Source organism: Jidongwangia harbinensis, assembly GCF_020216025.1.
Lineage (GTDB): Bacteria > Actinomycetota > Actinomycetes > Mycobacteriales > Micromonosporaceae > Actinoplanes > Actinoplanes harbinensis.
This window is the reverse complement of sequence record NZ_JAIWNC010000019.1, coordinates 22,700-48,639: the sequence shown is the minus strand read 5'-3', so window position 1 is coordinate 48,639 and position 25,940 is coordinate 22,700. Positions and strand designations below refer to the sequence as shown.

Below are 25,940 nucleotides of genomic sequence, written 5' to 3'. Positions count from 1 at the left end.
TTCTCGGACGGGCGCCCTACTACGGTTCGGCCTCCCTGGTCATCCACCGGACCACGGAATCCCCCGTGGGAGTCCTCAGCGCGGGTAGTCGTCCCGTTCGGTGAACACGCCGACGACCGTGGCCGCCCCCACGTCGAACCCGAGCGTCAGGAAGTGGCCCGGCTCCAGTTCCACACTCGACGGATTCGCCTGGTCCTCGTCGCCCGAGTCGTACAGCTGGACGTCGCCGTACCCGTCCCAGGTGTCCTCGGGCTGCCGCACCAGGCGGCCGACCGTCTCCCGGTGCGCCGAGAAACGCGACGACAGGTCGCCGTAGGTGACCAGCACCTCGCCGGTACTCAACCGCAGCGCGTGGTGCGAGGAGGCCGGCATGTCGGTGGCCTGCGGAGTGGTCCAGGTGTGGCCGCCGTCGGTCGACCGGGACAGGTACGCATGCTCGACCGTGGTCCGGATCAGCGCCACGATCTGGTCGTCCAGCACGGTCAGCGTCGGCTCCTGGAAGTGCACCTCGTCGGCCGCCGCCACCAGCACCTCGCTCTCGGCCGGCCAGGTGCGGCCACCGTCGGTGCTGCGTACCACCGTCGCCTGATGCCACCACTTGTCGGTGGTCTTGCCGTACAGCGGGAACAGCAGGTCGCCGCCGGGCAGCTCGACCGCGGCCCCGTGCGAGGCGGCCCAGCCCTGCACGCCGCGGCCCGGACCGGTGCCGGGCATCGCGCTGCCGACCTCGACCGGCTCACTCCAGGTGCGACCGCCGTCGGTGCTGCGGCGCACGAACGTGCCGCAGGTGGTGTGCCGCGGCTTGGTGCTCCAGTCCAGCACGAAGTAGCTGAGCAGCACCGTGCCGTCGGCGAGCCGGGCGAGCTTCGGGTCCCGGTCGTCGAAGGGGCCGTCGACCACGATCCGCGGCTGTCCCCAGGTCTGTCCGTCGTCGGCGCTCTCCACCAGGCAGATGCGTCCCTCGGGGCTGAGGTGACCGGCGCCCTCCCGGTACGCCGCCAGCAACCGCCCGTCGGCCAGCCGCACGATGTCCGGAAAATGCGCGAGGCGGCCCGGCTCGGCCCGGGCCACGGTGATCTGGTGCGGCACGGTGCTCCCCTCGATCGGTGCCCGTCAGGCCACACCGAGCCTAGTCGAGCACCGGAGCGTCGTGCAGATCGCGGGCGGACAGTCCGTCGACCGTGCCGCCGTCCGCCAGCCGCAGGGTGAGGAAGGTCCGGTTGGTGTTCGCCTCGGCGGCCCGCTCGGGATACCAGGCGAGGAAGTAGCCGTCCGCCATGGTGGTGCGCACGATGCGGGCCGGGCCACCGGCCGCGTTCCGGACCGTCAGGTCGACGCCGACGACCTCGGAACCGACATGTCCGGCCATCAGACGGCAGTACCCCTCGTCGGTGCGCAACTGACCCCACGCCTGCATCTCGACTCCTCTGCCGCCCAGGGCGGCCCGGCTCACCGGCGCCATCATGTTGCCGCCGTAGAGCACCTTCCCGCCCCGGTCCCGGAAGCACGTCGCGGTCCAGGTCGGGGTGACCACGTTCGCGTACGCGTAATGGCCGCGCAGCTCGCCGACGACCCGGCGGCCGGCCGCCGGCGGCAGCGTGCCGCCCACCTGCTCGACGCACCGGTCGGCGAGGTCGGCCCGGTCGGCCGCGGGAAGCGGGCTCGGATCGGGAGTCCAGGACGCGTACGCCGGTCCGGCACCCACGTTCGACAACGTGACGGTGAGGGCGACGGCCACCGCGGCCACCGCGGCGAAAACCGTCACGGCCGCCCGGCGGGGAAGCCGGGTCACGGCCGGAGCCGGGGCGGAGTCCATCGGTGTGCGCACGATCCGGTCGAGGAGCGCCTGTGCCGGCGCCTGCTCGACGCGCGCCGGGACCGGCTCGGCGGCGTCACGGAGTGCCTGGTCGAGGTTCATGCGGTGGTTCCGATCTCGGCGATCGCGCCGGGGCGCGGGGTGTCGGCGGTCGTGACGGTTTCCTGGTACAGGTGGTGGCGCAGGCGCCGGCGGGCCCGCAGCAACCGGAGGCTGAACGCCGGCCGGGAGATGCTCAGGACCTTGGCGGCCTGCGGACCGGTGAGGCCCTCGAAGACCGTGAGCGTCAGCACCTGCTGGTCGTCGGGCGACAGGTGCTGCCAGGCCCGGACCAGGTCGACGCGGGCGGCCACGCCGTCGGCCTCGGCGCCGACGGCCGGGTCCGGCTCGCGCAGGATGCGCAGCGCGAGGCCGCGCTGCCGGCTCTCGCTGCGGTGCCGGTTGCGCAGCGTGTTGTGGGCGACCGTGAAGAGCCAGGCGCGCGCCTCGTCGCGGGCGACCGGGACGTCGTCGAAGCGGCGCCACGCGGTCAGGAACACCTCGGCCACGACGTCGTCAGCCACCGCCGGGGAGATCCGCCGCTCGACGAAACACAACAGGTCGTCGTACGTCGCCCGGAACAGCTCACGGAAGGCGGCCTCAGGATCCGCCGTGCTTCGGCTCATACCCCTCACATGTCCGGCTCGGACCGTACCGCTACCGGTCACTTCCGGGTTCCGACGATACGTGCCTTGAGCACGGGCGCGAGGCGGCGCTCGACGTGCCGGTGCACCAGCCAGGCGGCGGCCAGCAGCACCACCACGGCACCGGCGATCAGCACCCCGGCGGGCAGGCCGGTGTGCTGGTGGGCGGTGCGGATCAGGCTGTACCCGACCCGCTGGTGCAGCAGGTAGAAGGGGTACGTCAGCGCGCCGGCCGTGGTCAGCCACCGCCAGTCGAGCCGGTCCAGGGCACCGAGGGCGATCGCGAGCAGCACCGCGTACCCGAGGGTGAGCAGGACCATCGCCGGCCAGACGGCGACCGCGAAGCCGGGCCGGAGGTCGAGGACGCGGAGTTCGACCAGGTGCAGGCTGACCAGCCAGCAGCCGGCGAGCAGCGCCCACAACCGCCGGTCGGAGCGGGACCGGCGCAGTAACACCATCGTCATCCCGGCGATGAAGTACGGCGCGAAGTCGGGCATGACGATCTCCTGCAGGAACGCGCCCGGGAACGCCGGCATCACCACCGCCGCGATCAGCCACCCGGTACCGAAGATCCGCAGTCCCCGCTCGGTCAGCCCGGCACCGATCAGGCACGCGAAGATCAGGTAGAACCGCAGCTCGATCCAGAGCGTCCAGTACACGGTGTCCACCAGCGGGGTGTTCAGCGGCTCCGCGAGCATGGTCAGATTGACCACGACGTCCGGCACGGTGGGCGCACCGGACACCGGCAACCCGCCCGCCACCGGTACCGCCGCGACCACTGCGGCGGTCACCAGGACGCAGACCCAGAACGCCGGATACAACCGGGCCACCCGCGACGCCGCGAACCCGCGGACGGTCCGGCCCCATCCGCTCAGGCAGATCACGAACCCGCTGATCATGAAGAAGACCTCGACCCCGAGGAACCCGTAGATCAGCACGGGCGCGGCGTCGGGCAGGTGGTACAACGGCGGCCGTACCCCGTCCAGCCGCCACGAGACCCCGAAGTGGTAGCCGGCCACGGCCAGCGCGCAGAGCAGCCGCAACCCGTCCAGGGCCGGCAGGCGCGGCGGGCCGGTCTCCGCGGCGCGCGGTACGGCGGGGCGTCCCGGCGCCCGGTCGAGGGTGGTCGTCGTCATCTGCAGCAGCTCCCGCCGGTCGGCGGATGCGAATGTGCATCCGCCCACACATGTGCGGCGGGACCGGATCCGCTACCGGGCGGCGTGGCACGGCCGCCGGCGGTCGTCCTCTTCGACCCCGGCCCGATGCCCCTGCGGGCAGTCCTCCCCGACAAGTCGATCTTCTACGGCCCGGTGCCGCGTACCCGGTGGCGATGCCGCCTATCCGATCGGAAGTAGTCATGCGCACGCTCAAGAGGAAAGTCGCGATCGCCGCCGCCGCCGTGGTCGCGGTCGCCGTCTCCGCGGTCACCTACCAGGCTTCCGCGGCCGAGGGTCCGGGAGCGCTCCAGCCGCCGGACGGCCTGAAGATCATCGGCATGTTCGTGGTCGGCACCGGCACGCAGACCTACACGTGCGCGGGCGGCAAGTTCGCCGCGCCGTCGGTGCCCGAGGCGGACCTGTTCGACGGCGCGAACCGCCGGATCCACCACTACGGCGGCCCCACCTGGGAGTCCGAGGCCGACGGCTCCCTGATCACCGCCGGGGTGGCCGCGTCCTCGCCGGTGCCCGGCGCGATCCCCGAGCTGCTGCTCGAGGTGAAGACCCGCTCCGGCCAGGGCATGCTCGGCACGGTCACGCACATCCAGCGGATGAACACGTTCGGCGGCGTGGCGCCGGCGACGGCGTGCACCGACGGGGCGAAGGCCAGCGTGCCGTACAACGCGAACTACATCTTCTGGGGCAACTGACGCCGCGTCCGGGAGCACAACAAAGGCAAGGAGTGCCTTCCCTCCTTGCCTCTCCCAACGTATAGCGCACCCCGGGCCTTGCGGCAAGGCCCGGGGTGTGCCGCAGAATCTCCCATCGGTGTGCGAAATGGGGGGATTCTGTGCTTGACGTGATCATCGTCGGCGGCGGGCCGACCGGCCTCATGCTGGCTGCCGAACTGCGCCTGCACGCGGTGCACGCGCTCGTGCTGGAGAAGGCGACCGAGCCGACCCCGGTGGTCCGCGCGCTCGGCCTGCACGCGCGCAGCATCGAGGTGCTGGACCAGCGCGGCATCCTGGAGCGGTTCCGCGCGCTCGGCCGGACGCATCCGATCGGCGGCTTCGCCGGCATCGCCAAGCCGCCGCCGGAGCGGCTGGACACCGGCCACGGGTACGTCCTGGGCATCCCCCAGCCCGTCGTCGACCGCCTGCTGGCCGAACGCGCCGGCGAACTCGGCGCCGAGATCCGGCGCGGCGCCGAGCTGGTCGGGCTGAGCCAGGACGACGACGGCGTGACCGTCGAGCTGGCCGACGGTACCGGTCTGCGCTCGCGCTATCTGGTTGCCTGCGACGGCGGCCGCAGCACGGTACGCAAGCTGCTCGGCGTCGGCTTCCCGGGCGAGCCGGCGAGGACCGAGTTCCTGCTCGGCGAGATGGCGTTGACGGCCACGCCGGAGACGCTGGCCGCCGTGACGGCCGACGTCCGCCGGACCGAACTCCGGTTCGGCGCCATGCCGCTCGCCGACGGGGTGCACCGCGTGCTCGTGCCCGCCGCCGGAGTGGCCGAGGACCGCGCGGTCGCGCCGACGCTGGAGGACTTCCGGCGGCAGCTGCGGGCATACGCCGGCACCGACTTCGGCGTGCACTCACCGCGCTGGCTGTCCCGCTTCGGCGACGCCACCCGGCTGGCCGAGCGCTTCCGTACCGGCCGGGTGTTCCTCGCCGGCGACGCGGCGCACATCCACCCGCCGGCCGGCGGGCAGGGGCTCAACCTCGGCATCCAGGACGCGTTCAACCTCGGCTGGAAACTGGCCGCGGAGGTGAACGGCTGGGCGCCGGACGGGCTGCTGGACAGCTACCACGCCGAACGCCACCCGGTCGCCGCCGACGTGCTGGACAACACCCGGGCCCAGATGCACCTGATGTCCACCGAGCCGGGCCCGCAGGCGGTGCGCCGCCTGGTGTCGGAGCTGATGGACTTCGAGGAGGTGAACCGGTACCTGGTGGAGAAGGTCACCGCGCTCGGCGTCCGCTACGACTTCGGCCCCGGGCACGAGCTGCTCGGCCGGCGGATGCGGGACCTGCCGCTGCCGCGGGGTCGCCTCTACGAGCTGCTGCACGCCGGCCGCGGGCTGCTGCTGGACCAGACCGGCCGGCTGTCGGTGGCGGGCTGGGCCGACCGGGTCGACCACGTGGCCGCCGTCAGCGCGGACCTGGACGTGCCCGCGGTGCTGCTCAGACCGGACGGGCACGTCGCGTGGGCCGGCGACGACCAGCAGGACCTGCTGAACCGGTTGCCGAGGTGGTTCGGTGCGGCCGTTCGCAGTCCGGGATAGCCCCTTTCCGAATCGGGAACAAATGGGCCTCGGCGCATCCATGTACGCCTATGTAATGCTGGCGGAGACCAGCCCGTCCACAACGGAGGCCGATCTTCCCGGCCGTGGACGCCCGGCTGTCACGGGGCCCAAGGAGGAGTTCGAATGACGTCCACTTCCCGCCGCCTGCGGTTCGTGGCGGTGCTCGTCACCGCAGTCCTGAGCAGCGCGACCGCGCTGACCGGGACACCACCGGCGGCAGTGGCGGCAGCGGCTCCCTGGCTCACCGTGTCGGAGGGTTTCGCGTCGTTCCGGATCCCGGCGGCCGACCTCGAGAACGCCATGGGCACCGTGTCGTCGGTGGTCGTCGAGGGGAACTTCGGCCCGTCCGCGAACGTGGCGGACCTCGGCCTCGGACGCTCGGGTGACGCCTGGACGTCGGTGATCGGCCCGCTGCCGGCCGGGTTGTACCACTACCGGCTCCGGGGTGACGACACCAAGATCGTCGGAGATCCCACCAACCCCGCGACGGTCACCTCCGACCCGACCTGGCGCACCATCCTGATCCCGGGCGACTCGGCTCGTCTGCTCGCCGACGTCCCCGCCGGCCGGGGCGGAACGGTCGAGACCATCGCCTACCCGGGCGGGGCGGCGAACGTGTGGACCCCACCGGGGTACGACACCCGCCGCGCACGGCCGTACCCGGTGCTCTACCTGCGGCACGGCGCGGGCGGCGGACACGCCGACTGGACCGAGCTCGGACGCGCCCGGCAGATCCTGGACAACCTCTCCGTCCAGCGCCGGATGGAACCGATGGTGGTCGTGATGGGCGACAGCGACGCCACCGACGCCGAGCCCGGGCTGACCCACCTCATGCGGGCCGTCCACGACCGGTACCGGGTGGCCCGCGACCCCGCGCACCGGGCGCTGGCCGGCGCGTCGTCCGGCGGCGTGCAGGCCCTGCAGCTCGCGTTGACCCGGCCGGGCCGGTTCGCCTACGTCGGGTCGTTCGCCGGTGCGTACCCGGACGGCGGCCCCAAGATCGACGCCCGGGCGGTCAACGCCGGCACCCGGCTGCTGCGGCTGTACACCGGGAACGTGACCGACCCCGCGTACAACCCCACCTACCGGTTGCTGCGGAAGCTCGACCGGGCCGGCGTCCGGCACCAGTTCGACGGGGTCAATCCCGATGCCGGCCACAACTGGACGGCCTGGCAGGAGAACCTGGCCGACTTCGTGCCCCGGCTCTTCCGCGCCGCGCCGCGCCACGGCCCGAGCGCCGGCCACCTGCCGCTGCGCCACGCGTTCTCCCCGCCGGCCCCCGGCACGACCCCGACGCCGTGGCTCACCAGGCTCGCCAACGGGGACACCTTCGTCACGGTCGAGACCGGCGCCGAGTTCACCGACGCCCGGCGCGTCACGCTCTGGGGCAACTGGGCGCCCGGCGGCAGCTGGGTCAACGTCCCGCTGACCCGCGTCGGCGACCGGTGGCGGGGCACCGTGGGACCACTCAAGCCGTGGTTCTACTACTACAAGTTCATCGTCGACCGGGTCTCCAAGAAGGACACCGCGAACCCGACGAGCATCACCACGGAACCGACGTGGAGCACGTTCCTCGTGCCCGGACAGCGGTCACGCCTGCTCGCCGACGTCCCGCCCGGCCAGGGCGGCACGGTCGAGACGCTCACCTATCAGAGCACCGTGGCCGGGCAGCAGCGTTCGGCGTACGTGTGGACGCCACCCGGCTACGACCCGCGCCGGGCGGAGCCGTACCCGGTGCTCTACCTGCAGCACGGCGGCGGTCAGAACTACACCGACTGGCTCGAGATGGGCCGCGCCAGGCAGATCCTGGACAATCACTTCCGCGACGGCAATCTCGTCCCGATGGTGGTCGTGATGGGCAACGGCAACGTCCCCGACTTCGCCAGGGAACTGCGCGAGAACATCGTTCCGGCGGCTCGCGCCGAGTTCCACATCGCCGACGATCCGGCGCGGAAGGCGCTCGCCGGCCTGTCGATGGGCGGATTCCAGACGTACGACGTGCTCAAGAAGCACCCCGGCGAGTTCGCCTACATCGGCACGTTCTCCGCGGCGATCGGCACGCCCGGCAGCGGGGTCGACCCGACCGGCTACGACGCGACCGCCATCAACAACGGCACGACGATGCTGCGGGTGTACGTCGGCAACGTGACCGACTTCGTGTACCCGTTCACGATGGCCACCATGGCGGCGTTCGACCGCCTGGGCATCCGGTACGAGTTCGCCGGAGTCACCGAGGGCCCGCACGGCTGGGACGCGTGGCAGAAGAACCTCATCGACTTCGCGCCGCGCCTGTTCCGGTCGGAGGCGGGGTAGCCCGCGCCGGGTCACCCGTCCTCCGGGAAAGCGCGGGCCTTCGGTCCATTCCGCCCATCTCCTTCGTTCCGTATCATCGGCGCCTGATTCCTCGCAACCTGAGCTTCAGGTTGGAAGGAGTGTGGGACGATGACGGGTGGCGCAGGCTCCGGCAGCATTCGTGTCGGCGCGAGTCGGCCGCCGTCACACGAGCCCGCAGACCGAAACCCAACCGGCTCAGCTGTCGTTATTCGACAGCACGGCCAGCGCGAGACTCGAACCTGATACGACCTGGAGATATCGTGAACACCGAAGTCGCGACCATGGACAACCTGGTCGGGCCGCTGGCCATCATCAACAAGACCCCGCTGCGGGAGATCCGGGCCGAGCACACCGATCGCGTGGTGCGCCGGATCGTGGACAAGCAGGCCCTGCTCCGGCGGCTGGACGTCGCCGCATTCCAGTCAGCACACTGATGCCCGGCCGGGCGGGCGGTGCGGCCGGCGAAGCCCATCCGCTGAGCCAGTTCGTTCTGAAGGTGCACGGCCGGTGCGACCTTTCGTGCGACCACTGCTACGTCTACGAACACGCCGATCAGAGCTGGCGGACGAAGCCCAAGATCATGACGCCGGCCGTCGCGCTGGCCGCCGCCCGGCGGATCGCCGAGCACGCCGAGGCCTGGCACCTGACCCGCGTCCGGGTCGTCCTCCACGGTGGTGAGCCGCTGCTGCTCGGGCCGGCCCGGATGGACGAGCTCATCTCCCAGGTCCGGGCGCCGATCGAAGCGGTCACCCGGCTCACCTTGATGATGCAGACAAACGGCGTGCGCTTCAACCCCGAGATGGGTGACGTGCTCAAGCGGCACGGCGTACGGGTGGGCGTCTCGCTCGACGGCGACCGGGCGGCCAACGACCGGCACCGGCGGTTCGCGAACGGCGCGGGCAGCTACGACCAGGTCCGCGCCGCGCTGGCGTTGCTGCGGCGGCCGGAGTACCGCGAGCTGTACGCCGGCATCCTCTGCACCGTCGACGTGCGGAACTCACCCGAACGGGTCTACGCGGCGCTCCTCGCCGAGCGTCCGCCGCAGGTCGACTTCCTTCTGCCGCACGCCACGTGGGACAGTCCGCCGGACCGGCCGGACGGCAGCCACACGCCGTACGCGGACTGGCTCTCCGCGATCCACCGGCGCTGGCTCGCCGACGGCCGTCCGATGCGGATCCGCCTCTTCGACGGCCTGTACTCCACCGCTCAGGGCGGGCCGAGCGGCAGCGAACAGCTCGGCGCGGACGCCGTCGACCTGGCGGTCATCGAGACCGACGGCCGGTACGAACAGGCCGACTCGGTGAAGACCGCCTACGACGGCGCCCCGGCCACCGGCCTGAGCGTGCTCACCCACCCGGTCGACGACGTCTCCCGGCTCCGGCCGATCGCGGTACGGCAGCACGGCCTGCGGAACCTCAACGCCGTCTGCCAGTCCTGCCCGGTGGTCCGGCAGTGCGCCGGCGGCCTCTACGCCCACCGCTACCGCACCGGCCACGGCTTCGACAATCCCTCGGTCTACTGCCCCGACCTGCGCGTTCTGATCGACCGTACGGCCGACGAGCGAAGCGTGCACCACGCGAGCGTCAAGCCGGAAGAGATCAGTACGGCCGACGTGATCAGCCAGATCGCCTCGGGCTTCGGCGACGAGGCGACCATCGGCTGGCTGGCCGAGCAGCAGCGGTCCGTCACCCGGGCCCTGGTGTCCGCGACGATCGATCAGCACGGTCCGACCTCCGGCTGGGCGGCGCTCGCCGAGGTGGAGGCCGAGCATCCGGACGCGGTGCGCCGGGTGCTGGCCCACCCGTACGTCCGGGCCTGGGCCGTCGGCGTCCTCCGCGCGGACGACCCGGCCGGGATGCCCTACCTGGGTGGTCTCGCCGCCGCCGCGGCGGTGCACGCGGACGTGCGGTTGGAGACCGGGGTACGGATCGACCGGGGCGTCGTCGCCCTGCCCACGGTCGGCACGCTCTACTGGCCGGAGGCGGTGACGGCGGCTGCCCGGATCACCGTGGACCGGGGCAAGCTGTGGCTCACCGGGCCGGGGCACCGGACGATCACGGTCGACCTCGCCCAGCCGGGCACCACCGCGGCCTGGCAACCCGCCCGGTGGATCACACTGGACGGCTGGCGGGTCCGGATCGAGGACGGCGACCCGGCCCGGGACTGCCACGGCTGGACACCGGCGGACCGGCTGGACGAGCACGCCGTCGGCCGGTGGCGGGACGCGCTGACCGAGGCGTGGCGCCTGATCGGTGCCGAGTTGCCCGGGTACGCCCCGGCGCTGCGTACCGGACTGCAGGTGATCATGCCGTTGGCGCCGGACCCGGCGGGGAAGCAGCGGGCGGCCACCGCGATGGACGCGTTCGGTGCCCTGGCCGCCACCCAGGTCGGCCCGGCCGAGCTGGCGGTCCTGCTGGTGCACGAATTCCAGCACGCCAAGCTGGGCGCGCTGCTCGACCTCTACGACCTGCACGACCGCGACTCGGACGCACAGCTCACGGTGGGCTGGAAACCCGAGCCCAGGCCGGTCGAGGCGGCCCTGCAGGGCGTCTACGCGCACGCCGCGGTGGCCGACGTGTGGCGGCTGCGGGCGCGCACCGACCCGCGGGCGGCCGACCTGTTCGCGATGTACCACCGCTGGACGACCGACGCCATCGCCGCGCTGCGCGGCACGGACGCGCTCACCCCACTGGGGACGGACTTCGTCGACCGGCTGGCCGCCACCGTGCGATCCTGGAAGTCGTGACCGGCCGGACCGCCACCCGCGACGAACTCGTCGCGGATCTGACCACCCTCGGCGTCCCGCGCGGCGGCATCCTGCTGGTGCACTGCTCGATGCGCCGGATCGGCTGGATCGACGGCGGCGCGGCCACCCTGCTCGCCGCGATCCGTGAGGTGTCCGGCCCGGCCGGCACGGTCGTGGTGCCGGCGCAGACCCCGAACAATTCGCTGACCAGCCCGGTGTACCGGGCAGCCACGGCCGGCATGACCGATGCCGAGCGCGCCCGGTACACCGACGGCATGCCGGGCTTCGATCCGGACCGCACGCCGTCGTACGGCGTGGGCGGCCTCGCCGAGCACGTCCGCTCGCACCCGGGCGCGCTGCGCAGCCGGCATCCGCAGACGTCCTTCGCCGCGCTGGGACCGGCCGCCGCCGAGGTGGTCCGGACCCACGACCTCGACTGTCATCTGGGCGAACGGTCCCCGCTGGGCGTGCTCTACCGGCGCCGCGCCACCATCCTGATGCTCGGCGTCGGTACCGCGAAGTGCACGGCTCTGCACCTCGCCGAGTACCGCCTCGACGGGCCCGCGCCCACCACGGAGTACTCCTGCTTCGTGATGCGGGACGGCCGGCGGGCCCTGGCCCGGTTCCCGGCCCGGAAGCTGGACGACAGCGACTTCGGCGAGGCCGGCGACGACCTTCTGCGGCACTCCTGGGCCGTCACCGGGCGGGTGGGCGACGCCGAGGCGCACCTCCTGCCAATGGTGCCCGCGGTGGATCGCGCCCGGGAGTGGTTCGCGGCGAACCGGTGAGCCGGCGGGAAAGCTCGTCGATGACAGAGTGGAGTCGGGCAACTACGCTGAACCTCCCGGCACGACCGAACAGAAGCGGGGATCAAGTGGACATGCGCGCTGAGGAGAGCCGATCGTGCCCGCGCCCGATCTCTACTTCGCGCTGATCCACGCGCGCACCTCGACCCCGAACCAGTGGGTCGAGTCCTTCTATCACCGGCTCGACCTCGAAGTGCAGAGCCGTGCCGCGCCGATGCCCGGCCTGCGCGCCGGGTCGCTCTACTTCCCCACGGCGGGCGAGGCGCGCCGGGCGCTCGACATCGGACTGCCCCGGGTACGCGTGCTGGTCCCGCTCTACACCCGGGAGTTCCTGCACGACCCGCCGCCCGACTTCGGCGACCGGCTGCACCGCCTCGGCGACCCGGCCGAGCCGCCGTTCGTGCACCCCGTGCTCTGGGAGCCGCACCTGCCGGCCCGCCGGGTGAACGGTCTCGCCCAGGCCACCTCGCTGGGCAGCTCCGTCCAGGAGTACCTGGAGTGCGGCATGGCCTCGATCTGCCGGCTCAACGCGTACACGGTGGAGCTGCGGCGGATCGTCGACGAGCTCGCCGACCGGCTGGTCGCCGCGGCCGAGAACCCGGACCGGATGCCGGCCTGGCTGCGCGGCCGGCCCGAGCTGCCGATGCCGCCGCGGGTACCCGAGGCGCGGTTCCTGATCACCGTGGTCCAGTCCAGCCTGCGGGATCCGGACTGGACCCCGTTCGGCCCCGGATCGGTGACCGAGCGGGCCCGGGACGCCGCGCAGCGGCTGTCCCTGCTGCCCGAGATCGTGCTGGGTACCGCGGCGCCGTCGGCGGTCAACGGGTTCCACGAGTCCGCGGGCGTACTGCTGCTCGACGCCGCGGTGCTCGACGACCCGGTGAACCGCCCGGCGGCCGAACGGTTCCTGCGCACCATGCCGCCGTGGATGACCGTGGTCATGGTGATCGGGCCGGACCACGACGACCACGCCGCCCGCGCGCACGATCTGGCCGCCGAGGCGCGGTCGATGGCGCCGAACGGCGTCCAGGTCGCCCGCGACGCCCGGGAGTTCCAGCGGGCCATCGACGAGGCGGTCACCAAGGCCCGCCGCAACTTCCTTCGTAACCGGCAGACCAGCAGACCGTGGGAGGACTTGCGATGACCAGGGGCCGCGACGGACAGGTCGTCACGTTCTACTCGTACAAGGGTGGGACGGGCCGGACCATGGCGCTGGCCAACGTCGCCTGGATCCTGGCGGCGAACGGTTACCGGGTGCTCGCGGTCGACTGGGACCTCGAGTCGCCCGGCCTGCACCGGTTCTTCCAGCCCTTCATGGACCCGGGCTTCCTGGCCAGCACCCGCGGCGTGGTCGACATGATCAACCTGTACGAGTGGGACTCCTCCAAGCCGGAGTGGGACCCGGCCCAGGCCGGCGGCTACGCCAGCGTGCAGCAGTACTCGTTCTCGCTGGACTGGGACCACTTCCCGGAGGGCGGCACGCTGGACTTCCTCTCCGCGGGCCAGCAGAACCCGGTGTACGAGGGCGTGCTCAGCAACATCAACTGGGACGACTTCTACCAGAACGGTGACGGCAGCGGCGGGCGCTTCTTCGACGCGATGCGCGCCGACATGAAGGACCGGTACGACTTCACGCTGATCGACAGCCGGACCGGGCACAGCGACATCGCCGGCATCTGCACGAGCCACCTGCCGGACGTGCTGGTGGACTGCTTCACGTTCAGCGGTCAGGGCATCGAGGGCGCGGCCCGGATGGCCCGGCAGCTGCACAGTCCCCGCGACATCCGGGTCCTGCCGGTGCCGATGCGCGTGGACCCGGCCGAGAAGCGGAAGGCGGAGACCGGGCGGACCGTCGCGATGCGGGAGTTCGCCGACCTGCCGAGCGGTCTCGACGAGGACGGGCGGCGGGCGTACTGGCACGGAGTCGAGGTGCCGTACCAGGCGTACTACGCCTACGAAGAGGTGCTGGCGACGTTCGGCGACGCACCGGGCGCCAGTGGCACGCTGCTGCGGGCGTACGAGTCGCTGGCCACCCAGATCACCGGCGGACGGGTCACCGCCCTGCCGCCGATGAGCCCGAACCTGCGCGCCCAGTTCATCGCCCGGTTCGAGCGCAAACCGTTCTCCGAGACCGACGTGGTGCTGCTCTCCGCCGCCGGCATCGACCAGGTGTGGCTGGAATGGGTGGAGCACGTCCTGTCCAACGGCGGCTTCCGGGTCGTGCGCGCGCTCGCCGAGAGCGGCGACGGGACGGACGTGCCGTCGGCCGACGCGCAGCACCTGAAGATCATCTCGCGGGCGGAGGGAGTGTCCGCCTTCTCCGGCGCGCCGGGTACTCCGACCGGGGAGCCGGAGCTGCGGGCGATCTACACGGCCGACATCACCCCGTGGCGCCGCATCCCCACCGCCAACTCGGCGTTCATCGCCGGGCTCGGCGCCGCCACCGCGGCGGCGCGGATCCTGGAACTCGTCGGCCGGCCCGCCGGTGACCTGGACGTCCTGCTGGCCGGCGCGCCCCGCTACCCCGGTGACGAGCCGGACCTGGTGGTGAACCTGCCGGCCCGCAACGCCCGCTTCACCGGACGGGAGACCGGCCTGCGCGCCGTCCGGGACCAGCTCCGCTCCGGCACGGCCGTCGTGCTCTTCGGCACCCAGGCGGTCGCCCTGCAGGGCATGGGCGGCGTCGGCAAGACCCAGATGGCGCTGGAGTACGCGTACCGCTACCGCGCCGCCTACGACGTGGTGGCGTGGCTGAACGCGGACACCGAGGAAAGCCTGCAGGGCTCGCTGCGCGACCTCGGCGCCCGGCTGAACCTGCAGTCCGAGCAGTCCGGGCCGGACTACGCGCGCGCGGTCGTCCAGGAACTCAGCCGGGACAAGCGGCGCTGGCTGCTGATCCTGGACAACGCGGACGAGCCCGAGGCGGTACGCACCTACCTGCCGCACGGCCCCGGCCACGTACTGATCACCTCCCGGAACAAGGCGTGGGGCGAGCAGACCCAGCCGCTCGAGGTCGACGTCTTCACCCGCGACGAGAGCATCGAGCACCTGGTGCAGCGGGTCGGCACGATCGACCGCAAGGACGCCGGCCTGGTCGCCGAGCAGCTCGCCGACCTGCCGATCGCGGTCGCCGCGGCCGCCGCCTGGCTGCACGAGACGCACACCTCGGTCACCGAGTACCTCCAGCTCATCCAGGAGGAGGGGCCGAGCGCCGTCCTCACCGCCATGACCGACCGGCCGATCGCCCGGACCTGGGACCTCTCGCTGACCCGGCTCCGGGAACGGGACCACGCGGCGTACCGGCTCTTCCAGCTGTGCAGCGTGCTGGCCCCGGAGATCCCGCTCGACCTGATCTTCAGCGACCAGATGGCGGAGTACCTGAAGCCGTACAACCCGGCCCTGTCCGAGCGGTTGCTGCGCGGCTCCCTGGTCCAGCAGATCAACCGGCTGGCGCTGCTGCGGCTGGACCAGCGGCCCGCCTCCTCCGGCGACGGCGACCGCAGCGGCCGGATCCTGATCCACCGGGTGGTACAGAACGTCGTCCGGGACCGGATGACCGAGGAGGAACTCGCCCAGGCCCGGCTGCAGGTGCACCAGGTACTCGCCCGGGCCCGGCCGGAGGGCGACGTCGACGACCCGCAGCACTGGGCCCGGTTCCGCCTGCTCTGGCCGCACCTGGACGCCTCGGACGCGGTGCACAGCACCGAGGAGCCGGTGCGCCAGCTGCTCATCGACCGGGTCCGCTACTACTACGTCCAGGCCGACCCGGTGACCGGGCGCGACCGGGCCGAACGGGTCGCCCGGATCTGGGAGCGGCAGCTGGCCGACACCACCGACCCGGTGGCGGCCGCGGTCCTGCTCCGGCAGCTGCTCCAGCTCCGCTTCAACCTCGCCAACCTGCTGCGCGACCTGGGCGAGTTCGAACTCTCCCGGCAGCTGGACGAGCAGGTGCTGGCCGAGCAGGTGCGCCTGCTCGGGCCGGATCATCCGCACACCCTGATGACCCGGGGCAGCTACGCGGCCGACCTGCGGGGTCTGGGCCGCTACCCGGAGGCGCTCCAGCTCGACATCGAGACCTACAGCGCCTGGCAGGACCTGTACGGGGAGGACAACACCCGCACCCTTGCGGCCCGCAACAACCTCGCGGTGTCGTACCGGCTGATGGGGTTGTTCCGGGAAGCCGGCGAGCACGACCGGGAGGCCTGGGAGCGGCGCCAGGAGGTGAACGGGGAGACCAACCTCTGGACCCTCGGCACGGCCGCCTGCCTGGCCCGGGACTGGCGCGACGCGGGCGACTTCGACCGCTCCGCCGCGCTGTTGAAGCAGACCCTGGACCACCTGGTCCACACCCGCGGCCCGGACTCCCGGTCGACGCTCACCACCAAGTCGAACTACGCGGTCTCGCTGCGCAGCCTCGGCCGGATCGACGAGGCCCTGCAACTGCACCAGGAGGCGTACGCCCGGCTCCTGGAGCTCTTCGGCTCCGACAACCCGGAGACGGTGAGCTGCCGCTTCAGTCTCGCGCTCACCCTGCTCAGTGCGGGCGAAGGCGATCAGGCGATCGCCGAGCTGCTCGCCATCCAGGCGTTCTGGAAGCGCCGGCTCGGCGACCGGCACCCGTACACGCTGGTCTGCATGAACGACCTGGCGATCGCGGACCGTCGCCTCGGCCGGTTCAGCGACGCCCGGGACTGGATCAGGCCGACCGTGGAGAGCCTGTCCGACGTGCTGGGGCCGGAACACCCGTACACGCTCTCCGCGCAGATGAACCTCGCGATCTGCGAGGCCGATCCGTCCGAGGGCGGGACCGGGCCGGCGACCGCGCGGGAGGCGCTGCTGGGCATCGCCGACGGCGTCCGCCGGGTGTTCGGCCCGGAGCACCCGAACACGTTCCGGTTCGAGGCCAACCTCGCCCTGGTCGAGGACGCCCTGGGCGCCGACGCGGTGGACGACCGGCTCGCCGCGCTGCGCGAACGGGTCATCCTGCGGCTGGGCGAGACGCATCCGATCGTCAACGGGCTGGACCGTCGCCGGTACCTGTACCGGATCATCGACCCGCACCAGTTCTAGGACGGACGCCCATGACGAACTCGGAGAGCACCATCCCGTCGCTGGTCGTGTCGGCGTGGCGGACCGCACCGCCGGTCCTGCGCCGGTTCGCCTACTGGGTGTGGAGCATCGGGTTCGTCGCGGTCACCCTGTCCGTCGTCGCCGACGCGCGGAACTGGTGGGGCGGCCTGCAGTTCACCACGAACATCCTGGCCGAGTTGATCTGCGGCATGGTCGCGCTCCCGGTCGCCCTGGTGATCATCACCCGGCTGGCCGAGTACCAGGTGATGGAACTCGAGCGGGTCCGGCTGCAGGTGAGGTACGCCGCCGCGCTGGAGCAATTGACCGCCTCCGTCCGTACCACCAGCGACTACGTGCAGAACCTGGTGGAAGAGGTGGCGGCCAGTACGAATGCCTTCGTGGCGGCCGCGCGGGTGGTCAACGGCGGCCTCGCCGACCCGGACCGCGCGCTCGAGTCGGCCCACCTTCTGCAGGCCCAGATGGACGGCCACCAGTGGCTGTTCTACGAGCGCGTGGTGACCCCGCTGCGGATCGACGGCAACCAGCTCCGGGCGCTGTTCGGCGAGCGCGTCCGCAACGGCGAGCGGACCGCCGAGCAGGCCCGGTTCGAACGGCTCTGGAACGACCTCGAGGCCGCGCTGCGGCACCAGCGGCAGACCATGGCGGCGGGATGCCAGGAATTCGCCCAGGGACCGCCCACCACCGACCGGGCGAACCGGCTGCGCGACGCCGCGATCAACCACCTGCACAGCGTCGACCATCTGGTGCAGCTCTGCGCCGAGCTGGAGGCCTTCACCACCCAGGCGCAGCCCCGGCCGGCTGCCGGCACCGGGACATGACGAGGCGGGCCGCGCCGGCCGGCCGGCTCAGGCCGTGAGCCAGGCGAGAATCCGGGGGAGCGCCTCGATGGCGCCGAAGTGCGCCGCGTCGTGCTGCACGTGCACCTCCGAACGCGGGATCCGCTGTGCCAGCCACCGGCTGTGGCTGACCGGCGAGAACGTGTCGTGCGCGCCGTGCCAGAGCCGGACCGGCCGGACGATCGTGTCGAGCGCGAACCCCCATCCGCGGCGGAAGGCCAGGATGTCGTCGAGCCAGCCGTACGGGCCGGCCCGGAGCGCGTCGGCGTAGCTCTTCACCAGCATCCGCCGGTACAGCACGCTCTGCATCATCTGCAGGTCCGGCCCGGACATCTGCGCCAACAGGTCCTCGATCAGGCTCTCCGGGTCGGCGGCGGTCTGCTCGGCCAGGGCCCGCAACTCGTGCATCTGGTCGGCGGTGCCCCGGTCGGCGGTGACGTGCTTGCGGGCGTTCGCGTCGGCCATGCCCTCGTACCAGTTGAGATCGGCCGCGCCCCAGGGTGCGAGCCCGACCAGCACCGCCGCCCGGTCCACCCGGTGCGGCAGCACCGCGGCGCAGGCCAGCGCGTGCGGGCCGCCGCCGGACCGGCCCACCACGGCGAACCGCTCGATGCCCAGCCGATCGGCGATGGCCCGTACGTCCGTGGCGGCGTCGACCACCCGCCGGTTCGGCGACCGGGTGGAGCCGCCGTACCCCGGCCGGTCGTAGCTGATCAGCCGGATGCCCAGCCGGTAGAGCATGCTGCTCCGGGGACGGGGTCCGCTGCCCGACCCCGGGGTGCCGTGGAGCAGGAAGACCGGAGCGCCGTCCGACGAGCCCGCCACCTGCACCGCGAGAACCCTGGCTCCGACACCGACGTCAACCCGTGTCACCAAGGCATTCCTCATCCCCGAAGCACCGGTCCAGTTTCGACGGAAGGCGTGTATCGATGGTAATCGTCACGACGCGCGCCGGCCCGGAAATCACCGAAGTGAGAACGGCCGTGCGGGTCTCGCCCCCCCCGTCCACCGACCGCCGCCGGTGGGACCGCCTGCGCGGGTGCGTCAGCACTCCGGCGGCGCGGACGGCGGACCGGCGGCGAGCAGCGCCTGGTTGACCTCCGTGCTGGTGGCGAGACGGACGGCGGTGGTGCCCAGCGCCAGGTCGACGGCGTCGTCCGTGCGGCCCGGATCGAACCGCATGGCGGCGTCGCCGATCAGCACCGCGCGCAGCAGGGTGGCCGCGCCGATCGCCGCGGGGCCGTAGTAGAGGGTCGTCGGACCCGGGGACGGGTTCCCGGCGCCGCTGTCGGTGAGCACGGTGAAGCCGCGTTCCCGCAGGCCGGCCGACGTCAGGTCGCCCAGCCGGGCGTCCGCCCCGCCGTTCCGCACCCGGACCCGCACCGCGGCCGGATCCGGCGGTGGGGTGAGAACGCAGCTCGCGGCGGGACCGGCCGCGGCCGTCCGGTCCGGGGACAACCGGTCCAGGGCGCTCGGTGCCGTGAGCCCGGCCGCGGTCGCCACCATTGCGGTGCCCACCAGCACGCCGGTGGCCCGCCGGCGCCGTCGGCGCCCGCCGCGGGCGCGGATCGCGGCGGCCGGCAGGACGGGCAGGTGCTGGACCTCGGCCTCCAACTGCCGGAGCCGCTCATGAACGGGACGAGACATCATCGACCTCCTGATCGTGCTCGCCGAGCAGCCCGGCGAGAGTGGTTCGTGCCCGGGAAAGTCGCGCCTTGACCGTGCCCACCGGGACGCCGATGCTCGCCGCGATACCGGCGACCGGCATGTCCAGCAGGTAGTGCAACGCGATGACCTGCCGCTGCGGCTTCGGCAGTTGCTGCAACGCGGCCATCACGGCCACCCGGTCCGGGGACGGTCCGGCGGTCGCCTCGACCGTCGGGCCCAGGCGGTCCTGGGCGGTGAGCCGGCGCCGCAGACCGCGCCACCGGTTGGCCATCAGCCGCCAGGCGACCGTCCGGACCCAGGCCTCGGGATCGTCGTACCGACTGACCTTGGGCCAGTGCTGCCAGGCCCGCGCGAACGCCTCCTGGGCGATGTCCTGTGCCTCGGACCGGTCGCTGGAGACGGCGTAGAGGTACAGCACGATGCGCCGGACCGTCGCAACGTAGAAGGCGTCGAAGTCGGCGCTGCCGCCGCCGGTCATGGTTTCCGCTCCCGCTGTCCTTGCACACTGAAGAACACACCGCACCCGACGATCCGGTTGCATCCGCCGGCCATGCCGGGGCTCACGGCAGGGGCGTGATGCGGAATCTGGCGGCGTCCGCGGTCGACGAGGTGGTCGCCTCCAGCAGACCCGTGTACCGGGGCTTCCCGCCGCGGCGCACCGACACGTACCGGTTGCGGCCGATCGAGAACAGCATGACCTCGCCGCCGGCGGCCGGGACGGCAACCAGCCATTCGTACGGCCCCTTGGTCGCCGCGGACAGCCGCAGCACCGCGTCGCCCGGCGTCCGCGGCCGGGTCGACACGAAGCGCTTGCGCGCGGCGAACCCGCGCAGCAGGAAGCTTCCCGGCTCCCGCGGGAGACGGCACGTCTGGAACTGCTCCCAGGTGCCGTACGTGTCGGCGGACGTCCTGGCCCGCAACGCTCCCGCGTCCAGCCCCTGATAGCCGTCCTCCGCGGCGACCAGCCGGCCGGTACGCACGTCGAGCAGCCCCACGGCCCCCCGCTCGCAGTACAGCGGGTCGATCGTCGACGCGCCGCCGGCCACGGTGACCAGCGTCAGCATGCCGACCAGAAGGGTGGACAGCCAGCGCCGGCGGACCCAGCGGCGGCTCTGCCGGGCATTCTCGGCCGCCTCCTGACGGATGCTCTCGTCGACGAACCGGCGCTCCAGCGGGCTCAGCGCCGACCGCCACGACGGCGACGCGGTCCACTGCCGGGTCTGCGCCAGCCGGTTGCCCCGGTAGAGCGTGCCCTGGTCGTACCCGAGTTCCTGCCAGACGGCCGCGGAATCCGCGAGCTGCCGATGCGCGCGCAACGTCGCGCGGTCCTGGTCCACCCACAGCCGCAACCGCGGCCACGCCCGCATCAGTGACTCGTGCGCCAGCTCCACGCTGCCGTGGTCGGTGGTGAGCAACCGCGCGTCCACCAGGCGGTCCACCAGATCCGCCGAGTTGATCTGTGACCGCGGCACCCGCCGGCCCCGCACCCCGGCCAGGTCGTCGAGGTCGATCATCCGGAGCAGCAACCGGCGGACCGCGATGCGCTCGGCGTCGTCCAGACCGTGGTAGATGCCCTCGGCGGTCGCCGCGACCGCACCGTCGACCCCGCCCGCCGCCCGGTAGCCGTCCAGCGTGATCGTCGTGCCGCGACGCCGCCGCCACGCCTCGAGCAGGGCGTGCGAGGCCAGCGGAAGCGCACCGGGCCGGCCGGCCACCTCGGCCACGATCTCCGAGACCAGGGCGCCCTCGACCCGGACCCCGACCCGGTCCGCCGGTTTCACGACGGCCTCGCGCAGGTCGGCCGGGCTCATCCCGCCGACCAGCAGGTGCCCGTCCCGCATCTCGGCGAGCAGATCGGGGAACTCCACGAACCGCGCGTAGTGGTCCGCGCGTACCGCGAGGACCACCCGGGTCCGGCTCCCGGCCCGGCTCAGCGCCACCAGAGCACCGACGAAGGCGACCCGCTCACGGTCCGAGATGGACGCCGCGAACACGTTCTCGAACTGGTCGACCACCAGCAGCAACTCGGCCGAGTCGGCCGGCAACGCCTGTCGCGCCACCAGCTCGGCGTGCGACGGGTCCCCGGCCAGGTCGTCCAGCACCGCACCCGCCGGGAGCCGGGCCAGGGCGGCCAGCTCCAGCGCGAGGTCCGTCAGCGGGTTCTCTCCCGGCACCAGCAACACCGCCGGGCCCGGCATCGCGGCCATCAGCCCGGCCCGCACCAGCGAGGACTTGCCGACGCCCGACGGCCCGAACACCGCGATCAACCGGCGTTCCGACACCCGTCGCACGAGATCCGCGACGAGCACACTCCGTCCGAAGAACAACGCGGCGTCATCCTGCTGGAAAGGCGCCAGTCCCGCGTACGGCGCGGTGCCCTCCACCGGTGCCACCGGGTCGGGGCGACCCGCCCGGGCGAGCGCGTGCCAGCGGCCCTCCCACTCCGCGACATCACCGTGGCAGGCCCGGACGTACGCCCGCGTCACCTGCAGCGTCGGCAGCTTGCGGCCGGACGCGGCCGCCGCGAGCGTCGCCGCGGAGAAGTTGGCCGTGCCGGACAGCGACCGGTACGACGGATTTCCTGCCTTCTCGCGGAGTCTTCGCAGCCCGGCCGCGAACTCGATGAGCGGGTCACCGGTTTCGCCCAGCGCGCGCTCAGGCCGCGGCATGCCCACCCCCGTGAGTTGTCCAGCTCTGTCTGATCAATTGTCCAAACGGATCAGGCGGAAGCAAGACAACCGGCCACCCCCTAGACAGGAGTCTCCGACGCATCGACGGGGGTTGACCATGCGGAGACGGACCGCCGCGTTCAGCGCGGTGCTCATCGCGACCGTGGCGGGCGGCGCATCCGTGGGTGTGGCGCCGGACGTCACCCGCGCGGCGGGTCCACGGCCGCTGTTCCGGCTGCCGTTCGGGTGTGGTCAGGAATGGCGGGCGAGTACCCACGGCGACCACGCTCCCCACTCCCACGGCCTCGATCTGATCAAAGTAGGTGGCCCGAGCAACGACGAACCCGTCCTGATCGACCACGGCGGCGGCTGGCAGACGCGCTACCTGCACCTGATCTCGGCGCCGCCGGTGTCGGTGGGCGAGGTGGTCCACCAGGGACAGCAACGCTGCGGTGGCTGATGGGAATGCCTGATGGACTGGATTCGGCGGCGACGCTCGGAAGCGGGCGCGCGGGATGCCTCGGCCGGCCCCGGACGACGGTTCGCGACGGGATCCCGAGCCGCCGATGACGTCGGACGCCACCTTCGCGCCCGGCTGGCCCGACGCCACGTTCGTTCGCACCCGGCCGGACGCCACGCAGACGCCGGCGCACCACGAACCGCGGCCCGCGCAGACACCGGGCCGGTCCGGCTGGCGGTTCGGTGCCTGGGACCAGCCCGACCTCGCGTACGCCAAGACCTTCGCCGCATCGCGATTGCGGTCCGTGCGGGTCGAGAACACCAGCCGCGGCGGACAACCGGGTGGCCCTCGAAACTCTGCGCGGGGCCCAGCAACGGTTGCGGACCGACCGCCGGAAGGTGCCCGGTGGGTACCTGAACGCCCGTGCACGCGCCGACCGGGCCTCCCCGCCCGTCTCCTGGTGGTACTGACCGTCGCCGGCCCCGGCGGGTAACGCATATTCGGTGGTCCGCACGGTCGCGCACCGGTACAAACGGCACGTGATCAGAAAGTATCCTCGGACGCCGCACCTCGCCGGCTCCCGCCTGCAGCCGGGCGACGAGGACCTGTCACAGACGCCGTTCGCCGAGCTCGCGGGGCGGCACCTGGTCGTCGAGGAGAAGCTGGACGGCGCCAACGCCGCGATCAGCTTCGCCGGCCGCGGCGAGTTGCGGCTGCAGTCCCGCGGCCACTACCTGACCGGCGGCCCGCGGGAGCGCCAGTTCGCGCCGCTCAAGTCCTGGGCGAACCTGATCGCGCCGACGCTGTGGCCGGTTCTCGGCGACCGGTACGTGCTGTACGGCGAATGGCTGTACGCCAAGCACACGGTCTACTACGACGCGCTGCCGCACTACTTCTGCGAGTTCGACGTCCTGGACCGGCGGACCGGCGCGTTCCTGGACACCCCGTCGCGCCGGGCGATGCTGGCCGGTACGCCAGTGGTGAGCGTTCCGGTGCTGCGGGCCGGCGCGTTCGCCACGCTCGGTGAGCTGACCGGCCTGGCCGGGCCGTCCACCGTGCGGACGCCGGCCTGGCGGGAGTCGCTGCGCGCGGCCGCCGCCAAGGCCGGCGTCGACCCGGACCGGGCGCTCGCGGAGAGCGACTCCGGCGACGACATGGAGGGCCTGTACGTCAAGGACGAGGCCGGCGGGCGGGTGGCCGGCCGCTACAAGTGGGTACGGGCCGGGTTTCAGCAGGCCGTCCTCGATTCCGGCTCGCACTGGGCGGACCGGCCGATCGTGCCGAACCGGCTCGCGACCCCGGCGGTGATGGATGCGATCTGACTGGACGATCTTCGCGGAGCTGTGTCCGGCAGCGCCGTCCTGGACCGTGCCGTGGCCGCGGATCGAGGACGAGTTCGGCTGGATCCGCCGGCTGCGCGGCGTGCCGCAGGACCCGGTGCACCACGGCGAGGGTGACGTGGCCACGCACACCCGGATGGCGGCGGAGGCGCTGGCCGCACACGCCGGCTGGCGGGAACTGCCGCCGGCCGACCGGGCCCGGCTGTTCGCGGCGGTGCTGCTGCACGACGTGGCCAAGCCGGACTGCACCCGCGCCGATCCCGACGGCCGGATCACCGCGCACGGCCACTCCCGGCGCGGCGACCTGAGCGTGCGCCGGATCCTGTGGGAGCTGGCCGCGCCCCGTCCCTGGCGCGAGTACGTGGCCGCGCTGGTCCGGCATCATCAGGTGCCGTTCTGGGCGCTGGAACGGCCGGACCTGGAGCAGATCGTGCTGCGGGTGAGCCTGCTGGCCCGCAACCGGGACCTGGCGATGCTGGCCGACGCGGACATCACCGGCCGGATCTGCGGCGACCGCGACGAGGTACGGGAGAACATCGACCTGTTCCGCGAGTACTGCGCCGACCTCGGTGTGCTCGACCGGCCCTGGCCGTTCGCGTCCGACCACGCCCGGTTCCAGTACTTCCGCACGCCGGGCCGCGACCCGCGCTACGCCGCCTACGACGATACCCGCCTCACGATGACCGTCCTGTCCGGACTCCCCGGCGCCGGCAAGGACACCTGGGTGGCGGCACACGCGGGCGACCGGCCGGTGGTCAGCCTGGACGCGATCCGCGCCCGCCTGGGCGTCAAACCGACCGACGGCCAGCGTGCCGTCGCCGCGGCCGCGCACGAGGAGGCACGCGAGCACCTGCGGGCACGCCGTGATTTCGTCTGGAACGCCACCAACATCTCGCGGCAGCACCGCGAGCTGTGCATCGGCCTGGGCGCGGCCTATCACGCCCGGGTGGAGGTCATGGCGCTGGAGGTGCCACCGGACACCCTACGGCGGCAGAACGCCGGCCGGCCGGCGCCGGTACCGGAGTCGGTCGTCGACCGCCTGATCGGCAAATGGGAGTCTCCGGATCTGACCGAGGCACACGCGGTCCGGACGGCGTGACGTCCCGCGGCGGTTGGCCTAGGGTCGGGCGCATGCGTTCCGGTCCAGCACCCGGCGGTACGTACCTTCTCGGAGATCTGACGGTCAACCGGATCGGACTCGGCGCCAAACGTCTCGGGCGAGACCGCGACCGGGCCGCCGCGCTGCTGCGCCGGGCCGTGGATTCCGGTATCAACCACATCGACACCGCGGCGTTCTATCCCACCTACGCCGAACCGGGTCATGAGGAGCACGACTTCGCGGCGCTCGGCTGGGCGAACGACGTCATCCGGCGTGCGCTGGCACCGTACCCGGCGGATCTGGTCATCGCCACGAAGGTCGGCCCCACCCCCGACGGCCTCGCCCGGCCGGATCAACTGCGCGGCCAGGTCGAGGCGAATCTCCGAGCGCTCGGCCGCGACCACCTGGATCTCGTCTATCTGCGTCAGCACGGGCTCGACTCGATCGCCGAACACTTCGGTGCCCTGGCGGAGCTGCGTCAAGCCGGCCTGATCCGGCATCTGGGCATCTCCAACGTCCGGCCCTCCCACCTCGCCGAGGCCGAGACGATCGCACCGGTCGTCGCCCTACAGAATCGGTACGGCATCGACTTCGGCCGGGTCAACGACGAGATTCTGCGCGCCTGCCACGCCAGGAACATCGCGTTCGTACCGTTCTTCGCCCTCGCCGGTCCGGGCCGCGAGCGCGGGGGTGTGTCCGAGAGCGACGCCGTGGTCGCCTTCGCCCGCAGCGCTGGAGTCTCACCGGCGCAGGCCCGGATCGCCTGGACCCTGAGCCGCGGGCCGCACGTACTCGCCATCCCGGGCACCAGCAGCGCCGCCCACCTGGCCGAGAATCTGCAAGCGGGCGATCTGCTCCGGCTGCCGGGGATCGGGGCGCTGGGCACCGGAGACAGCGGCGAGTGACCTCCGTGCCGACGGGTCCGACGGC

21 protein-coding genes are annotated in these 25,940 nt (G+C 72.5%); 13 read left to right on the top strand and 8 right to left on the bottom strand.

Annotated features, from left to right (window positions below):
• Positions 1 to 75 precede the first annotated feature (75 nt).
• From LDL48_RS23115 to LDL48_RS23100, 4 genes are read right to left on the bottom strand one after another with little or no spacing between them, the layout of a single operon-like run.
• Positions 76 to 1,089, bottom strand: a complete 1,014-nt coding sequence (locus LDL48_RS23115; protein ID WP_225257297.1) for a sialidase family protein — start codon at positions 1,087 to 1,089, stop codon at positions 76 to 78.
• Between the two features lie 40 nt (positions 1,090 to 1,129).
• Complete coding sequence (locus LDL48_RS23110; protein WP_225257296.1) at positions 1,130 to 1,918, bottom strand: hypothetical protein; 789 nt, start codon at positions 1,916 to 1,918, stop codon at positions 1,130 to 1,132.
• The gene (locus LDL48_RS23105) at positions 1,915 to 2,481 is read right to left on the bottom strand and encodes an RNA polymerase sigma factor (protein ID WP_225257295.1); all 567 of its coding nucleotides are present in this window, start codon (positions 2,479 to 2,481) and stop codon (positions 1,915 to 1,917) included. Before LDL48_RS23105 ends, LDL48_RS23110 begins: the two co-directional genes overlap by 4 nt.
• Positions 2,482 to 2,519: 38 nt before the next feature.
• Positions 2,520 to 3,635 carry an acyltransferase family protein gene (locus LDL48_RS23100; protein ID WP_225257294.1) on the bottom strand — a complete coding sequence of 372 codons (1,116 nt, stop codon included), beginning with the start codon at positions 3,633 to 3,635 and terminating at the stop codon, positions 2,520 to 2,522.
• A gap of 221 nt (positions 3,636 to 3,856) precedes the next feature.
• On the opposite strand from LDL48_RS23100, the gene LDL48_RS23095 reads away from it, so the two are divergent.
• The 9 genes from LDL48_RS23095 (at position 3,857) to LDL48_RS23055 (ending at position 17,756) form a co-directional block, all read left to right on the top strand.
• Positions 3,857 to 4,366 (top strand): DUF3455 domain-containing protein, encoded by a 510-nt coding sequence (locus tag LDL48_RS23095; RefSeq protein WP_225257293.1) that lies wholly within the window; start codon positions 3,857 to 3,859, stop codon positions 4,364 to 4,366.
• Positions 4,367 to 4,506: 140 nt separating this feature from the next.
• Positions 4,507 to 5,940, top strand: a complete 1,434-nt coding sequence (gene rox / locus LDL48_RS23090; protein WP_225257292.1) for a rifampin monooxygenase — start codon at positions 4,507 to 4,509, stop codon at positions 5,938 to 5,940.
• Positions 5,941 to 6,084: 144 nt separating this feature from the next.
• Positions 6,085 to 8,274, top strand: coding sequence for an alpha/beta hydrolase (locus LDL48_RS23085; RefSeq protein WP_225257291.1), 2,190 nt, complete (start codon positions 6,085 to 6,087; stop codon positions 8,272 to 8,274).
• Between the two features lie 281 nt (positions 8,275 to 8,555).
• Positions 8,556 to 8,729 carry an FxSxx-COOH cyclophane-containing RiPP peptide gene (fxsA, locus tag LDL48_RS23080; protein WP_225257290.1) on the top strand — a complete coding sequence of 58 codons (174 nt, stop codon included), beginning with the start codon at positions 8,556 to 8,558 and terminating at the stop codon, positions 8,727 to 8,729.
• Entirely contained in the window at positions 8,729 to 11,041 is a 2,313-nt protein-coding gene (locus LDL48_RS23075) for an FxsB family cyclophane-forming radical SAM/SPASM peptide maturase (RefSeq protein WP_225257289.1), read from the top strand. The genes fxsA and LDL48_RS23075 overlap by 1 nt, the downstream gene beginning before the upstream one ends.
• The gene (locus LDL48_RS23070) at positions 11,038 to 11,829 is read left to right on the top strand and encodes an AAC(3) family N-acetyltransferase (protein ID WP_225257288.1); all 792 of its coding nucleotides are present in this window, start codon (positions 11,038 to 11,040) and stop codon (positions 11,827 to 11,829) included. Before LDL48_RS23075 ends, LDL48_RS23070 begins: the two co-directional genes overlap by 4 nt.
• A 115-nt stretch (positions 11,830 to 11,944) precedes the next feature.
• A complete protein-coding gene (locus LDL48_RS23065) occupies positions 11,945 to 12,991 on the top strand; it encodes a hypothetical protein (RefSeq protein ID WP_225257287.1) in 1,047 nt (348 codons plus the stop codon).
• Positions 12,988 to 16,917 carry an FxSxx-COOH system tetratricopeptide repeat protein gene (fxsT, locus tag LDL48_RS23060; RefSeq protein WP_225257286.1) on the top strand — a complete coding sequence of 1,310 codons (3,930 nt, stop codon included), beginning with the start codon at positions 12,988 to 12,990 and terminating at the stop codon, positions 16,915 to 16,917. The genes LDL48_RS23065 and fxsT overlap by 4 nt, the downstream gene beginning before the upstream one ends.
• A gap of 11 nt (positions 16,918 to 16,928) precedes the next feature.
• Positions 16,929 to 17,756 carry a hypothetical protein gene (locus LDL48_RS23055; RefSeq protein ID WP_225257285.1) on the top strand — a complete coding sequence of 276 codons (828 nt, stop codon included), beginning with the start codon at positions 16,929 to 16,931 and terminating at the stop codon, positions 17,754 to 17,756.
• Between the two features lie 27 nt (positions 17,757 to 17,783).
• Here LDL48_RS23055 and LDL48_RS23050 read toward each other — a convergent pair whose 3' ends face one another.
• From LDL48_RS23050 to LDL48_RS23035, 4 genes are all read right to left on the bottom strand, one after another.
• A complete protein-coding gene (locus LDL48_RS23050) occupies positions 17,784 to 18,647 on the bottom strand; it encodes an alpha/beta fold hydrolase (protein ID WP_225257284.1) in 864 nt (287 codons plus the stop codon).
• 171 nt (positions 18,648 to 18,818) lie between these two features.
• The gene (locus tag LDL48_RS23045) at positions 18,819 to 19,421 is read right to left on the bottom strand and encodes a LytR C-terminal domain-containing protein (protein ID WP_225257283.1); all 603 of its coding nucleotides are present in this window, start codon (positions 19,419 to 19,421) and stop codon (positions 18,819 to 18,821) included.
• Positions 19,402 to 19,920 carry a SigE family RNA polymerase sigma factor gene (locus LDL48_RS23040; RefSeq protein ID WP_225257282.1) on the bottom strand — a complete coding sequence of 173 codons (519 nt, stop codon included), beginning with the start codon at positions 19,918 to 19,920 and terminating at the stop codon, positions 19,402 to 19,404. Before LDL48_RS23040 ends, LDL48_RS23045 begins: the two co-directional genes overlap by 20 nt.
• Positions 19,921 to 20,002: 82 nt before the next feature.
• Positions 20,003 to 22,111 carry a fascin domain-containing protein gene (locus LDL48_RS23035; protein ID WP_225257281.1) on the bottom strand — a complete coding sequence of 703 codons (2,109 nt, stop codon included), beginning with the start codon at positions 22,109 to 22,111 and terminating at the stop codon, positions 20,003 to 20,005.
• A gap of 118 nt (positions 22,112 to 22,229) precedes the next feature.
• Between LDL48_RS23035 and LDL48_RS23030 the strand changes: the two genes are divergently transcribed.
• The 4 genes from LDL48_RS23030 to LDL48_RS23015 all read left to right on the top strand — a co-directional run bounded on the left by LDL48_RS23030 (position 22,230) and on the right by LDL48_RS23015 (position 25,915).
• Positions 22,230 to 22,571, top strand: coding sequence for a M23 family metallopeptidase (locus LDL48_RS23030; protein WP_225257280.1), 342 nt, complete (start codon positions 22,230 to 22,232; stop codon positions 22,569 to 22,571).
• 539 nt (positions 22,572 to 23,110) lie between these two features.
• Positions 23,111 to 23,893, top strand: a complete 783-nt coding sequence (locus LDL48_RS23025) for an RNA ligase family protein (protein WP_225257279.1) — start codon at positions 23,111 to 23,113, stop codon at positions 23,891 to 23,893.
• Entirely contained in the window at positions 23,883 to 25,010 is a 1,128-nt protein-coding gene (locus tag LDL48_RS23020; RefSeq protein ID WP_225257278.1) for an AAA family ATPase, read from the top strand. Before LDL48_RS23025 ends, LDL48_RS23020 begins: the two co-directional genes overlap by 11 nt.
• Before the next feature lie 32 nt (positions 25,011 to 25,042).
• Positions 25,043 to 25,915, top strand: a complete 873-nt coding sequence (locus LDL48_RS23015) for an aldo/keto reductase (protein WP_225257277.1) — start codon at positions 25,043 to 25,045, stop codon at positions 25,913 to 25,915.
• The last annotated feature ends 25 nt before the right edge of the window (positions 25,916 to 25,940 follow it).

Coding starts and splice junctions, on each gene's coding strand:
- LDL48_RS23110 (WP_225257296.1), bottom strand. CDS start 1,918: ATGAACCTCGACCAGGCACTCCGTGACGCCGCCGAGCCGGTCCCGGCG.
- LDL48_RS23105 (WP_225257295.1), bottom strand. CDS start 2,481: ATGAGCCGAAGCACGGCGGATCCTGAGGCCGCCTTCCGTGAGCTGTTC.
- LDL48_RS23100 (WP_225257294.1), bottom strand. CDS start 3,635: ATGACGACGACCACCCTCGACCGGGCGCCGGGACGCCCCGCCGTACCG.
- LDL48_RS23095 (WP_225257293.1), top strand. CDS start 3,857: ATGCGCACGCTCAAGAGGAAAGTCGCGATCGCCGCCGCCGCCGTGGTC.
- LDL48_RS23085 (WP_225257291.1), top strand. CDS start 6,085: ATGACGTCCACTTCCCGCCGCCTGCGGTTCGTGGCGGTGCTCGTCACC.
- LDL48_RS23075 (WP_225257289.1), top strand. CDS start 8,729: ATGCCCGGCCGGGCGGGCGGTGCGGCCGGCGAAGCCCATCCGCTGAGC.
- fxsT (WP_225257286.1), top strand. CDS start 12,988: ATGACCAGGGGCCGCGACGGACAGGTCGTCACGTTCTACTCGTACAAG.
- LDL48_RS23055 (WP_225257285.1), top strand. CDS start 16,929: ATGACGAACTCGGAGAGCACCATCCCGTCGCTGGTCGTGTCGGCGTGG.
- LDL48_RS23045 (WP_225257283.1), bottom strand. CDS start 19,421: ATGTCTCGTCCCGTTCATGAGCGGCTCCGGCAGTTGGAGGCCGAGGTC.
- LDL48_RS23040 (WP_225257282.1), bottom strand. CDS start 19,920: ATGACCGGCGGCGGCAGCGCCGACTTCGACGCCTTCTACGTTGCGACG.
- LDL48_RS23035 (WP_225257281.1), bottom strand. CDS start 22,111: ATGCCGCGGCCTGAGCGCGCGCTGGGCGAAACCGGTGACCCGCTCATC.
- LDL48_RS23030 (WP_225257280.1), top strand. CDS start 22,230: ATGCGGAGACGGACCGCCGCGTTCAGCGCGGTGCTCATCGCGACCGTG.
- LDL48_RS23020 (WP_225257278.1), top strand. CDS start 23,883: ATGCGATCTGACTGGACGATCTTCGCGGAGCTGTGTCCGGCAGCGCCG.
- LDL48_RS23015 (WP_225257277.1), top strand. CDS start 25,043: ATGCGTTCCGGTCCAGCACCCGGCGGTACGTACCTTCTCGGAGATCTG.